Genomic DNA, 13083 nt, shown 5'->3' with positions numbered 1-13083 from the left:
CGCTTACCTCCCGTGCGCCGGGCGGGCCCGCAGCCCGTCGAGGATCTGGCTGCCGAGCATGGTGACATCGCCCGCGCCCATGGTGATCACGACATCGCCGGGGCGGGCCAGGGCGGCCACGTGCCGCCCGACGCGCGACATATCCGGCTGGTAGTGCACGGGTTTGGTGACCGCATTGGCCACCAGCGCGCCGTTCACGCCGGGCAGCGGCTCCTCACGGGCGCCGTAGACGTCGAGCACCACGACCTCGTCGGCCAGCGAGAGGGCCGCGCCGAATTCGGTCGCGAAGGTGGCGGTGCGGCTGTACAGGTGCGGCTGGAAGACCACGATGACCCGGCCCGGGCGCGAGCGGGCGCCGTCGCGGGCCTCCTGGGCGACCAGTTCGGCGGCGGCGGAGAGCACCGCGCGCACCTCGGTCGGATGGTGGGCGTAATCGTCGAAGACGCGCACTCCGTGCTCGCGGCCGGTGAGCTGGAAGCGGCGGTGCACACCGCCGAAACCCTCCAGGCCCTGGATGATTTCGCCGAGATCGGCCCCGGCCGCGCGGGCGGCCAGCAGGGCGCCGAGGGCATTGAGGGCCATATGCCGTCCGGGCACCGACAGCCGCAGCGAGCGCGGCGCGGGCTCATCGGAGAGCTGGAACACCGCGACGCCGCCCACATCGCGCGGCTCCCAGGACTCCAGCCGCGCGCCGATCGGCACCGAGGAACCAGCCGACTCGCCCGACCCGTACCCGATCACCTCGATACCGCGCGGATCATCGGCGAGCCGCTCCACGGTGCGCTGCGCCAGGCCCAGCGAGCCCGGATCGTCCACGCATACGACCAGGCGGCCGCCGGGCTGCAACCGGTCCACGAAATCGTCGAAGACCTGGACGTACGCCTCATCGGAACCGAAGTAGTCCAGATGGTCGGATTCGATATTGGTGACCACCGCGACGTCCGGCGCGTACTGCAGCAGCGAGCCGTCGCTCTCGTCGGCCTCGGCCACGAAGATGCCGCCGGTGCCGTGGTGGGCATTGGTGCCCGCCTCGTTGAGTTCGCCGCCGACCGCGAAGGACGGGTCGAAACCGCAGTGCTGCAGGGCGACCACCAGTATGGAGGTGGTCGAGGTCTTGCCGTGCGTGCCCGAGACCAGCAGCGTCTTGTGGCCCTGCATGAGCGAGGCCAGCACGGTGGGCCGCAGCAGCACGGGCACGCCGCGCTTGTGCGCCTCCACCAGTTCGGGATTGGTCTTGGGGATGGCGGCGTAGGTGGTGACCACGGCGGTCGGCCCGTCGGGCAGCAGGTCCAGGGCGTCGGCGGCATGGCCGATGCGCACCTGGGCGCCCCGGGCGCGCAGCGCCAGCACACCGCGGCTCTCCTTGGCGTCCGATCCGGACACCATGCCCCCGCGGGACAGCAGAATTCGGGCGATTCCGGACATACCGGCACCGCCGATGCCGATCATGTGCACCCGCTGCAACTCTTCCGGCAGGTCGGTTTCCCGCACCACGGTCTCATTCTCCGTCTGTTCGGTATCCGGTGCTTCAGTCACGACGCCGCTCCACTGTCACCTATTACCTCGTTCGTCTCTCGCATGCCTCATGGGATAGCTGGGCTCCCAGGCGCGGGTGCTGCGCCACGATTCGGTGGAGCGGCTGGTACGCCGGGCCGAGTCCGAATCTATCGAGCGGCGCGGGACGGGGTCGGAGCCGCCCCGACCACGGCCGCTGGGCGGCAGCGCCTTGCGCGGCGACGCACCCTTCACTTTGGCCGCCTTGGCGGCCTTGGGTTTGGTCTTGGGGCGCGACCGCGCGGCCTGAGCCCGTGCGGGGGAATACATTTCGGGTTTGGGCAGCCGCAGCAACCGGCTCACCCGGCCGTCCTGTCCGGCGTGCAGCGCCGCAACCGCCTCCGGTTCGTGCCGGGCCGCATTGGCGATGATGCCGAACATGAACAGCGTGATGGCCAGTGACGAGCCACCGGCCGAGACCAGCGGCAGCTGGAGTCCGGTCACCGGCAGCAGACCCACCACATAGCCGACATTGATGAGCGCCTGACCGGTGATCCAGGTGGTGGCCGAGGCGGTCAGCAACCGCAGGAACGGGTCGATCGAACGCGTCGAGATGCGCAGACCGGTGTAGACGAACAGCGCGAAAAGCCCCAGCACCAGCGAACATCCGAGAAATCCGAGTTCCTCGCCGATGATCGCGAAGATGAAATCGTTGTGGGCATTGGGCAGATAGCTCCACTTGGCCCGGGACTGCCCGAGCCCACGGCCCCAGATGCCGCCGTCGGCAAGCGAATACAGCGCCTGGCGGGCCTGGTAGCCGATGCCCTGCGGATCGTCGCCCGGATTGAAGAACGCGCGCATGCGGTCGGAGCGGTATCCGGCCGACAGCGCCAGGATGGCCGCCGCCACGCCGCCGGAGACCGCGATGGTGACGAACATGCGCAGCGGCAGCCCGCCGAACCACAGCAGCGAGGCCAGCACGATGCCCAGCGCGATGGTGGTGGACAGGTTGGGTTCCAGCACGACCAGGAAACACACGATGAGCCCGGCGGGCACCAGGGGCATGAGAATGTCCTTGTACCCGGCCTTCTCCGACATGCGCAAGGCCAGCAGGTGCGAACCCCACACCACCAGGGTCACCTTGGCGATCTCGGAGGGCTGCACGGAGACGAAGCCGAGGTCGAACCAGCGTCGCGAGCCCTGCACCTCGGTGCCGATGCCCGGAATGAGCACCAGCACCAGCAGGATCACCGACAGCACGAACACCGGGAACGGCAGCTGCCGCATGAGCCGCATGGGAATCCGCAGCGCGATATAGAACAGCACCGCGCCGAAGGCCGCCAGCACCGCCTGCTGGATGAACAGCGAATACGCCGATTTGCCACCGGCATACGATTCGACGCTGGAGGCCGAGAGCACCATGACCAGGCCGAGCACGGTGAGCAGCACCGCGATGGCGACCACCAGGTGGAACGAGGCCAGCGGCCGGGCCAGCCAGACGGCGAACCAGCTGGTGCCGGTGCGCCGGGAGGCGGTCTTGGCCGCCGGTCGCGTCGCGGGGGCCGCCGCCGAACGGGCGGCCCGCCGCGGCGCGGCACTCACTGCGGGCTCCCGATGTCCTTCTCGTCCAAGGCCTGCACCGCCGCGGCGAAACTGCGGCCGCGGTGCGTGTAGTCGGCGAACATGTCCAGCGAGGCCGCGGCCGGGGCCAGCAGCACGGTGTCGCCGCGGGTGGCGAATCCGGCGGCCACCCGGACCGCACGGTCCATCACCGCGTCGGGCTCGATTTCGGTGAAGGGGTCACCCATCTTCTGATCGTCCCCCGAACTCAGCTCCACGACCGGGACATCCGGCGCGTGTCGCGCGAGTGCGGCGGCGATCACCGGCGCGTCGACGCCCACGAGCACGGCGGCGACGAGATGCTCGCGCACCTCCTCCACGAGATCCTCGACATTGGCGCCCTTGAGCTGACCGCCCGCGACCCAGATCACGTTCTGGTGGGCCATGATCGACGACCGCGCGGCGTGCGGATTGGTGGCCTTGGAGTCGTCCACGAACTCGACGCCCGAGAGCTCGCGCACGAAGGCGGCGCGGTGCGGGCCGACCTTGTGTTCCTGCAGGCCCTCTTTCACGAACTGCGGGGCCACGTCGATGGATCGGGTGAGCGCGGCGGCCGCCAGGGCGTCGGCCACACCGGCCGGGCCCTGCGGGCTGATATCGGCGGTCTCGGCCAGGATGGCGGCCTTGGTGAAAGCGCGGTCCAGGAGTTTGCCGTCCACCACGCCCAGTTCGCCGTCGGCGGGTACGCCGATGCGGAAGCCGACGGTGCGGCGCGCCTTGGACTTTCGCGCCAACGCGGCCGCGACCTGATCGTCGAGGCCGACCACGCCGACGCGTCCGGTCAGGGCGCGCGCCTTGGCGGCGGCGTAGGCGTCCAGGCCGCCGTGCCAATCCAGGTGATCCTCGGCCACATTCAGCACCACGCCCGCTTCGGGGCGCACCGAGGGAGCCCAATGCAGTTGGAACGACGAGAGTTCCACCGCGAGCACCTGCGGACCCGGATTGCGTCGCAGCGCGTCCAGGATGGGCAGCCCGATATTGCCGCAGGCCACGGAGGGAATACCGGCCGCACGCAGGATGGAGTGCGTCATCTGGGTGGTGGTGGTCTTGCCATTGGTGCCGGTCACCACCAGCCACTTGCGGACCGGCCCGTAGATGCGCGCCTGATCCACCCACCAGGCGAACTCGACATCGCCCCACACCGGAATGCCCTCGGTCACAGCCGAAGCCAGCACCGGCGAGTCCGGCCGCCAGCCCGGGCTGGTGATGACCAGCGCGAACCGTTGCAGCGCACCGGGTTCCGCGAGTTCGGCGCAGGTGGCGGTGGCCAGCCCGAGTTCGGCGGCCTCGGCCAGCGCCTTCTCGCCGTTGTCGGTGACGATCGGCCGTGCGCCGATATCGTGCAGCGGTTCGATCAGCGACCGGCCGGAGACGCCCCAGCCGGCGACGAGAACGTCACGCCCACGCAGAAATTCGAGCATGGGTCCCGGAGAACGTAGGACCCTCGGAGAATGTTCGACCATTGCTGCTCACTCACCCGACCGCGGAAAGGTAATCGCTGTAGAACAGGCCAAGACCGATTGCCGAGGCCATACCGGCCAGCAACCAGAATCGTATGATCACCGTCGTTTCGGCCCATCCGCTCAATTCGAAGTGATGATGGAACGGTGCCATCTTGAACAATCGGTTACGCGTGGTGCGGAACACCGCCACCTGCAGGATCACCGACAGCGCCTCCATCACGAACAGCGCGCCGACGACCACCATGAGCAGTTCGGTGCGGGTGGTGACGGACAGGCCCGCGAGCAGGCCGCCCAGCGCCAGTGATCCGGTATCGCCCATGAAGATCTTGGCGGGCGCGGCATTCCACCACAGGAAGCCGATGCAGGCCGCGCCGCCCGCGGCGCACACCAGCGCCAGGTCCAGCGGATCGCGCACGTTGTAGCACCCGGCCTCGGGATGGGTGGAGCAGGCATTGCGCCACTGCCAGAAGGTGATGATCATGTACGCGCCCAGCACCAGCGACATGGATCCGGCTGCCAGACCGTCCAGGCCGTCGGTCAGGTTGACCGCATTGGACCAGGCCACGACCACCAGGCTGACGAACAGTAGGAAGATGACCACGCCCATGGACACCGTGGTGATGTCGCGGGTGTAGGACAGGTGGCGGCTGGCGGGGGTCAAGCCGTTGGCGCCCTTGAACTGCAGGGCGAGCACGCCGAAGATGACCGCCGAGCCCAGCTGGCCGATGTACTTACCGGCCGCGGTCAGACCCAGATTGCGCTGCTTGCGCAGCTTGATCAGGTCGTCCAGGAAGCCGACGCCGCCCAGCGCGGTGGCCAGGCCCATGACCAGCAGGCCTGAGGCCGACGGGCCGGGCTCGCCATAGCTCATGGAGATCAGGTGCGAGCCCAGATAACCGGCCCACATACCGGCCAGGATGGCGACGCCGCCCATGGTGGGGGTGCCGCGCTTGGCCTTGTGCGATTCCGGGCCGTCGACCCGGATCTCCTGGCCGAAGCCCTGTTTGGCGAAATACCTGATCACCACGGGGGTGAGCAGAATGGAGACGGCGAGCGCGATGGCCGCCGACAGCAGAATCTGAGTCATCGCGCGGCCTCCACGAGATGTTCGGCCACGGCCCACAGTCCCACGGACTTGGACGCCTTCACCAGCACCACGTCACCCGGCCCGAGTTCGTCGTCGAGCAGTGCGATGGCGGATTCGATATCCGGCACGTGTATGGCTTCCTCACCCCAGGAACCTTCCTGCACGGCCCCCTGGAACATGGCGCGCACCGGACGGCCCGCGCCCACCACAATGAGCTGGTCCACGTCCAGGCGCACCACCAGGCGGCCGATCTTGTCGTGTTCGAGTACGGATTCCTCGCCCAGTTCGCCCATTTCACCGAGCACGGCCCAGCTGCGGCGCGGTGCGGGACCGGCCTTGGCCATGGTGACGAGCGCCTTGAGGGCGGCGCGCACCGAATCCGGGTTGGCGTTGTAGGAGTCGTTGACGACGGTGACGCCGTCCTCCCGGGTCTTGACGTCCATGCGGCGTTCCGACACGGCGGCCGCACCGGCCAGCGCCCGCGCGACGGTCGCCGGATCCGCGCCCTGGTGCAGGGCGACGGCGGCGGCGGCGAGCGCATTGCCGACCTGATGCTCACCGTGCACGGCCAAGTGGACCGGCACGCTCTCGCCGTTGTGGTGCAAGGTGAATCGCGCCCGCGCCTGCTCGTCGAGCACCACATCGGTGGCGCGCACATCGGCGGTCGAAGCCTGGCCGACGGTCACCACGCGCGCCCGGGTGCGCTCGGCCATCCGGGCGACGAGGTGGTCGTCGGCATTGAGCACGGCCAGGCCGGTCGGCGGAAGGGCTTCCACCAGTTCGCCTTTGGTCTGCGCGATGACTTCATGACTGCCGAACTCGCCCAGGTGCGCGACGCCCACATTGAGCACGACGCCGACGCTGGGCGGGGCGATCTCGGTGAGCGCCTTGATATGTCCCGGCCCGCGCGCGGACAGCTCCAGCACCAGGAAACGGGTATCGGCATTGGCACGCAAGGCCGTCCAGGGATGCCCGATCTCATTGTTGAACGAGCCGGGCGGGGCCACCACCGGTCCCAGCGGGGCCAACACGGCGGCGATCAGATCCTTGGTGGAGGTCTTGCCGGAGGAGCCGGTCACGCCGACCACGGTCATCCCACCGGCCGCTACCAGCCGGTCCACGCTCGCCCGCGCCAGCTTGGCGAGGGGTTCCAGGACCGCCGCGCCGGAGCCGTCGGAATCGTGCGCCAGCGCGATGGCCCGGCTGGGCGCGTGCGGCTGTGGCGGCACCACGATGGCGGGCACGCCCACCGGCCGCGCGGCCAGCACCGCGACCGCGCCCTGCGCGATCGCCTTGGCCGCGAACTCGTGGCCGTCCACATTGGCTCCGGGGAGCGCCAGGAACAGATCACCGCAACCGATACGGCGCGAATCGAATTCGGCCGCGCCGGTGACCTTCACGTCGGGGTCGGGCGCGTCGTGCAGCGTGCCGCCCACGACATACGCGATCTCCCGCAAAGTCATCTCGATCATGAATGCGTCAGGTCCCTCGTCTTCCGCGACAGAGCTGCCGCGAGCACCTCGCGGTCGTCGAACGGATACTTCACGCCTGAAATCTCCTGCCCTGTCTCATGTCCCTTGCCCGCGACGAGCACCACGTCACCGGGCCGCGCCCAGTCGACGGCGGCCGCGATCGCGGCGGCCCGGTCCCCCACCTCCCGGACCTCTCCGCGTTCGCCCGGGGGAACCTGTTCGGCCCCGGCCCGGACCGCGGCGCGGATGGCCGCCGGATCCTCACCGCGTGGATTGTCGTCGGTAATGACGAGCAGATCGGCGCCGCGCGCCCCGGCCGCCCCCATGAGCGGGCGCTTCCCGGCGTCGCGATCACCGCCCGCGCCGACCACCACCGCCAGACGCCCGCGTCCCTGCTCGGCCAGCAGCGCACGCAAGGTCGCCACCACCGATTCGACGGCGGCGGGCTTGTGCGCGTAGTCGACCACGGCCAGGAATTCCTGCCCCTGATCGACGCGCTGCATGCGCCCCGGCACATCGACCTCGCCCAGCGCGGCGGCGACGACGGCCGGATCCACGCCCGCGGCCCGGCACACGGCCACTGCGAGCGATGCGTTGGCGACGTTGTAGTTTCCCGGAAGCCGCAGTCGCACACCGATATTCGTACCCGGACCGGATTCACCGGCCGCATGCAGGGCGAATTCCTGAATGCCGCCCGGCGCGGCCGTGGCAGCGCTCGCGGTCCAGTCCGCCCGCGCCCCGGCCCGCGTCGCGACGGTCTCGAGAGCGTGGACCCCGATGGAAGCCTCCGTCGCGGAATCCACCCCCGCGTGGCCGCAATCCCCTGCCGCGCCGGAGCCTGCCGCCACCGCGCCGCTCGCGGATGGCACGTCCATTCGCGCCGCGGCCGAGGCGGTGCCCGACTCCGTGGTGCCGCTGAGATCTCCTCCGCCGCTGCGGGAAGCACCTGCCGAGGTCGCTGCGACCTGCCCGGGATCGGGCAATGCGGCGGCGACATCCGCCGCGAGGCGCTGGCCCCACTCGTCGTCCACGCAGATGACCGCCGTGCGCGCGGCCACCGCGGGGCGCGGCGTGGCGGCGGTGTCGGGGCCGTCCGGAATGAACAGGCGGCGTTTGGTGGCGAAGTAGTCCTCGAAGTCGCTGTGGAAGTCGAGGTGGTCCTGGGAGAGGTTGGTGAACGCGCCGACCGCGAAGCTCACGCCGTCCAGGCGGCCCAGCGCCAGGGCGTGGCTGGAGACCTCCATGACGACGGCCTGCACGCCCTGTTCGACCATGAGCGCGAACATGGCGTGCAGCTGCGGGGCCTCGGGCGTGGTGAGCGCGCTCGGCACCTGGACGCCGCCGATGCGGGTTTCGATGGTGCCGATGAGCGCGGTGCGCAGTCCGGCCGCGGCGAGCCCGGCCTCCACCAGATAGGAGGTGGTCGTTTTGCCGGACGTACCGGTAATGCCCACAATGCGCAGTTTGCGAGACGGATCACCGTAAAGAGCCGAAGACAACTCGCCGAGCACCGCGCGCGGCGCGTCGTGCACCAGCACCGGCACCTCGATCTCGCCGATGAGCTCCGCGCCCGCCGGATCGGTGAGGATCGCGACCGCGCCCCGCGCCACCGCATCCCGGGCGAAGCGCGCGCCGTGCGCCTTGGCTCCGGCCAGCCCGGCGAACAGATCGCCCGGCAGCACGGCATTCGAGCGCTGCTCGATCCCCGTGATCTGCACATCGTCCGGGACCGAGACCTGCACCGGGCTCGCGCCCGTGAGCGAGGCCACCGCACGCAGGGCGGTCACCGGCGGAGCGGTGGGCCGAAGCACCTGCGGGTTGGTCTGCGCGGGCACGAAACTCCTTCCAGGATGCGAATCGGTAAGAATCTGGGTCATGGATTTTCGTCCATGATTCGGATCGACGAGTCAGGTTACCTGTGCTGGATCGCCGTGCGATCGGCACGGCGCAGTTCCGTCACCCGCCGGTGCGCGCGCCGAGGGCGGTACACATCACGTCCATTCGTTACTTGCTCTAACTCGCCTGCAAAATCAATGGTTTGGCCGGTGGCGACGGCGGCACCCGATCCCGCTGCAAGGCCCAGGAGGCAATGCTGTGGAACAGCGGCGCGACCGATCCGCCGCCGCTGCCGTCGGAGCTGCGCACCGGCGCGTCGAGCATCATGCCGATCACATAGCGCGGATTGTCGGCGGGCGCGATACCGGCGAAGGTGATCCAGTAGCGGTCGGTCGAATAGCACCGGCACTTGGGATCGATCTGCTGCGCGGTGCCCGTCTTCCCGGCGATCTGATACCCCTCGATGGAGGCGGGCGCGCCGGTGCCGGTCTGGACGCCGCGCGGATCGCGCTGCACCACCGACTGGAACATGTCCCGCAGCGTCTGCGCCGTCTGCGGGCTCACCACCGTGACGCCCTCCGGCTGCTCCTCCTCGGTGCGGGAGCCGTCCGGGGCGATCTTGGCCTTCACTATGCGCGGCGGGATCCGCACTCCGTCATTGGCGATGGCCTGGTACATGGCGGTCATCTGCAGGGTCGTCATCGAAAGACCCTGGCCGATGGGCAGGTTCGCGAAGGTCGAGCCGGACCATTGATCGCGGGCGGGCAGCACGCCGGGGCTCTCGCCCGGCAGACCCACGCCCGTGCGCTGGCCCAGCCCGAAGCGGAGCAGCATGTCGTAGTACCGGTCCTCGCCGATGCGCTGCGCCAGCATGAGCGTGCCCACATTGGAGGACTTGCCGAAGATGCCGGTGGTGGTGAACGGCGTCGTGCCGTGCTCCCACGCATCGTGCACGGTCACGCCTCCGGTGAAGATCTCACCCGGAACCTGGTGCACCTCATCGGGATTGGTGAGGCCGTATTCGATGGCCGCGGCGGCGGTGACGATCTTGTTCACCGAGCCCGGCTCGAAGACCTCCTGCACCGACGGGTTGCCCAGATCCGAGGAGGACCAATGTTCCGGTCCCAGTGCGGGATTGAAGGTGTTGTCGTTGGCCATGGCCAGCACCTGGCCGGTGTGCGCGTCCAGCACTACCGCCGAGGCGGCCTGCGCGCCGGACAGCTCGCGGGCCTGCTGCACCTGCTGCTGCACGTAGTACTGCAGATCCGAATCCAGGGTCAGCTCCACGCCGTAACCGTTCACGGCGGGCTGCCGGTCGCGCCAGCTGCCCGGGATGACCGCGCCGTCGGAGCCGCGGTCGTAGGTCATGGAACCGTCGGTGCCCGCCAGGATGGCGTCCATGGAGGACTCCAGCCCGATCTGGCCGTGCCCGTCCCAGCCGGTCGCGCCGATCACATTGGCGGCCAGTGCGCCACCGGGATATTCGCGCATATCCTCGCGTTCGACGCCGACCTCGGGAAACTCCAGCTTGATATCGGAGGCGATGCGCGGGTCCATATTGTGCACCAGGTAGACGAACGGATCGTCGCTGCGCAGTTTGGCCAGCACGTCCTTCTCCGGCGCGTCGTTGCCCAGCTTCTCGTGCAGGTACTTGGCGATGGCCTGTAGTCGCGCGTCCGGTTCCGGCGCGGTGTTCCTCTTGGCGTGCGCGTCGGCGAGATCCTTGCGCACCTTCACCGGCTGGAAGCTGAGCTTCTTGGCGGCAATGGTGAAGGCGAGCGATTTGCCGTAGCGATCCAGGATGGGTCCGCGGGTGGCCGGATCCGGCAGGGTCACGCTGCGCTGATCGGCGGCCTGCGCGGACAGTTTCGGCGCGGAAATGCTTTGAATCCAGAGCAATTGGGCGGCGGTCACCAGCAGGGCCACCAGTATGACGATGCGCCCCACTCCGAACCGGAATCGCGTCGAGGCGTCCATACCCGGAGCGGGCCGCGGTCTGTGCTGGCGGCCCGGCCCGGAACTCGCACGGCCCGAGCCGGACCGGCCCCGGCCGGAGGCGGCGCGCGCCCGGCCGGAATCGGAACGGCCCCGGCCCGAATCACGGCCGCGGACCGAAGGACTCATCGCGCCGCCCCATCCGGCGCGGCCTGCACCGCGGGCGCCTGCGGGGCGGGCGGCTGCGGGGCTGGCGGCTGCGGATTCTGCGCACCCGGCTGCGCCGGATTCTGCGGGTCCTGCGCCAATTGCGGAGCCTGCGCCGGAGGCTGCGGCACCTGCGCAAGATTCTGCGGGGCCTGGGCCGGATTGGGCGCGGTGGTGGCCGGTGCGTTCGGGGTGGTCGGCGGGGTGGTGGTCACGGGCACCAGACGCTCACCCTGCGCCTGCGCCAGCGCGGGCGGCAGCGCCGACGGAGCGGCCGGGGTGGTATTGAGCGGGGGGACGGGCGGTCCCTGCGCGGGCTTAGGATCGCCGACCACGATCGCCTGGCCGTCCGGCCCCACCACCAGGCGGGCCGGATCCTTGGCCGGGATCATGCCCAGTTCGGCGGCGCGCGCGGCCAATTCGGGCGCGGAATCGGCCGCCTCGACATCGCGCGCCAGCGCGGCGCGCTCATCGGCCAGTTGCCGGTTCACCCGGCGGGCGTCGCCGAGCTGATAGCTGTCCTCGGTGGCGCGGGTGGTGAGCAGCAGCGTGAGCGCCAGACCGCAGCCCAGCAGCGCGATGATCGTGGCCACGAACGACATCCGGCCGCGCGGCATGGGCTCCCCGGTGCGCCGCAGCATGGGCGGCAGCTCCACCCGGCCCTGCTCACGGCTCCGCCGCCAGGCGTAGGCCCGTTGCGCCGCACCGGATTTCACCCGTTCCGCGGCCTGCACCCGGCGGGCCCCCCGGCCCGTCGCCTGCTTCTGAATCGTCATAGGGCGGCCCCGTTTCGCCGGGAACGCACCTGCCACCCTCGATTCCGGAACTTCATGATTGCTCCTCCCCTGCGATCCGTTCCGCCGCCCGCATGCGCACCGGGGTGGCCCGCGGGTTCTCGTCGATCTCCTGCTGTGTCGCCTTCTCCGCGCCGCGGGTGAGGATCCGGAATTCCGGGCCCATCCCGGGCAGCTCGACCGGCAGATCCAAGGGGGTGCGCGAGGCCGAGCGCTGCGCGAATTCCGCCTTGACCACGCGGTCTTCGAGGGACTGATAGCTCATGACCACGATCCGGCCGCCCGGCGCGAGCGCGTCGAGGGCCGCGGGCAGGGCCGCTTCCAGGGATTCGAGTTCCCGGTTGACCTCCACCCGCAGCGCCTGGAAGGTGCGCTTGGCCGGATGGCCGCCGGTGCGGCGGGAGGCCGCGGGAATGGCGTCGTAGAGCAACTCCACCAGCTGGGCGCTGGTGGTGAACGGGGTGCGCTGGCGGCGGCGCACGATCTCCGCGGCGATCTTGCCCGCGAATAGTTCCTCGCCATAGGTTTTCAGCACCCGGGCCAGCTCCCCGTGACTGTAGGTATTGAGGATGTCGGCCGCGGTGGGGCCGGTGCTGGAATCCATGCGCATATCCAGCGGCGCGTCGACGGAGTAGGCGAAGCCGCGGTCGGCCTCGTCCAGCTGCATGGAGGACACGCCCAGGTCCATGAGAATCGCGCGCACCGAACCCCGGGCGGGTAGCCCGGCCTCCTCCAGTGCGTCGGCGATGCCGTCATACCTGGTGTGCACCAAGGTGATCCGGTCGGCGAACGGTTGTAGTCGCTCACCGGCCAGCTTCAGCGCATTGGTATCGCGATCCAGGCCCACCAGGCGAATATTCGGGTAGGTCCGCAGGAAGTGCTCGGCATGGCCGCCCAATCCGAGCGTGCAGTCCAGATAGACGGCGCCGTCGACGGATTCCAGTGCGGGACCGAGGATTTCGTCGGCGCGATGGAGGAGAACCGGAACATGGCGGGGGCCGTCACTGCTGCGGTGCATTAAGCCCTCCCGGATCCTGCCTCACGTTCGTTCGCACGGCCGCGTGGGTCGCTTGCGATTCGGACTTCACTGAATGTTTCAGTGGCTGTGGCCAATGCCCAGTGGTCTCTGACCGAAGCACCGCACCTGGCGTTGGGGAAGTACGTCAGGGTCGGTG

9 protein-coding genes are annotated in these 13083 nt (G+C 69.7%); all 9 read right to left on the bottom strand.

Annotated elements, in window-relative coordinates; all coding sequences use genetic code 11:
- Positions 1 to 3: 3 nt before the first annotated feature.
- Positions 4 to 1449 (bottom strand): UDP-N-acetylmuramate--L-alanine ligase, encoded by a 1446-nt coding sequence (murC, locus tag NC4_RS34670; protein WP_067547495.1) that lies wholly within the window; start codon positions 1447 to 1449, stop codon positions 4 to 6.
- Between the two features lie 102 nt (positions 1450 to 1551).
- The gene (gene ftsW / locus NC4_RS34665) at positions 1552 to 3096 is read right to left on the bottom strand and encodes a putative lipid II flippase FtsW (protein WP_084530055.1); all 1545 of its coding nucleotides are present in this window, start codon (positions 3094 to 3096) and stop codon (positions 1552 to 1554) included.
- Positions 3093 to 4535 carry a UDP-N-acetylmuramoyl-L-alanine--D-glutamate ligase gene (gene murD / locus NC4_RS34660; RefSeq protein ID WP_067547384.1) on the bottom strand — a complete coding sequence of 481 codons (1443 nt, stop codon included), beginning with the start codon at positions 4533 to 4535 and terminating at the stop codon, positions 3093 to 3095. The genes ftsW and murD overlap by 4 nt, the downstream gene beginning before the upstream one ends.
- Before the next feature lie 52 nt (positions 4536 to 4587).
- Complete coding sequence (gene mraY, locus NC4_RS34655; protein WP_067547381.1) at positions 4588 to 5664, bottom strand: phospho-N-acetylmuramoyl-pentapeptide-transferase; 1077 nt, start codon at positions 5662 to 5664, stop codon at positions 4588 to 4590.
- Positions 5661 to 7136, bottom strand: a complete 1476-nt coding sequence (locus NC4_RS34650) for a UDP-N-acetylmuramoyl-tripeptide--D-alanyl-D-alanine ligase (RefSeq protein ID WP_067547378.1) — start codon at positions 7134 to 7136, stop codon at positions 5661 to 5663. Before NC4_RS34650 ends, mraY begins: the two co-directional genes overlap by 4 nt.
- The gene (locus tag NC4_RS43615) at positions 7133 to 9013 is read right to left on the bottom strand and encodes a Mur ligase family protein (RefSeq protein ID WP_084530054.1); all 1881 of its coding nucleotides are present in this window, start codon (positions 9011 to 9013) and stop codon (positions 7133 to 7135) included. Before NC4_RS43615 ends, NC4_RS34650 begins: the two co-directional genes overlap by 4 nt.
- A 136-nt stretch (positions 9014 to 9149) precedes the next feature.
- Positions 9150 to 10949: a peptidoglycan D,D-transpeptidase FtsI family protein gene (locus NC4_RS34635; protein WP_067547375.1), complete on the bottom strand. Its 1800-nt coding sequence runs from the start codon at positions 10947 to 10949 to the stop codon at positions 9150 to 9152.
- A 143-nt stretch (positions 10950 to 11092) separates the two neighbouring features.
- Entirely contained in the window at positions 11093 to 11890 is a 798-nt protein-coding gene (gene ftsL, locus NC4_RS34630) for a cell division protein FtsL (protein ID WP_245722126.1), read from the bottom strand.
- Positions 11891 to 11942: 52 nt separating this feature from the next.
- Positions 11943 to 12926, bottom strand: coding sequence for a 16S rRNA (cytosine(1402)-N(4))-methyltransferase RsmH (gene rsmH, locus NC4_RS34625; protein ID WP_067547372.1), 984 nt, complete (start codon positions 12924 to 12926; stop codon positions 11943 to 11945).
- Between the last annotated feature and the right edge of the window lie 157 nt (positions 12927 to 13083).

It is taken from the genome of Nocardia crassostreae (genome assembly GCF_001613405.1).
GTDB lineage: Bacteria > Actinomycetota > Actinomycetes > Mycobacteriales > Mycobacteriaceae > Nocardia > Nocardia crassostreae.
Note: the sequence above shows the minus strand (reverse complement) of the source record. Positions and strands in the feature narration are given on the sequence as shown.

What these genes read in the sequence shown, in the direction of transcription:
- murC (WP_067547495.1), bottom strand. Translation starts at nt 1,449, where the DNA reads ATGATCGGCATCGGCGGTGCCGGTATGTCCGGAATCGCCCGAATTCTG.
- murD (WP_067547384.1), bottom strand. Translation starts at nt 4,535, where the DNA reads ATGCTCGAATTTCTGCGTGGGCGTGACGTTCTCGTCGCCGGCTGGGGC.
- mraY (WP_067547381.1), bottom strand. Translation starts at nt 5,664, where the DNA reads ATGACTCAGATTCTGCTGTCGGCGGCCATCGCGCTCGCCGTCTCCATT.
- NC4_RS34650 (WP_067547378.1), bottom strand. Translation starts at nt 7,136, where the DNA reads ATGATCGAGATGACTTTGCGGGAGATCGCGTATGTCGTGGGCGGCACG.
- NC4_RS43615 (WP_084530054.1), bottom strand. Translation starts at nt 9,013, where the DNA reads ATGACCCAGATTCTTACCGATTCGCATCCTGGAAGGAGTTTCGTGCCC.
- NC4_RS34635 (WP_067547375.1), bottom strand. Translation starts at nt 10,949, where the DNA reads ATGGACGCCTCGACGCGATTCCGGTTCGGAGTGGGGCGCATCGTCATA.
- ftsL (WP_245722126.1), bottom strand. Translation starts at nt 11,890, where the DNA reads ATGACGATTCAGAAGCAGGCGACGGGCCGGGGGGCCCGCCGGGTGCAG.
- rsmH (WP_067547372.1), bottom strand. Translation starts at nt 12,926, where the DNA reads ATGCACCGCAGCAGTGACGGCCCCCGCCATGTTCCGGTTCTCCTCCAT.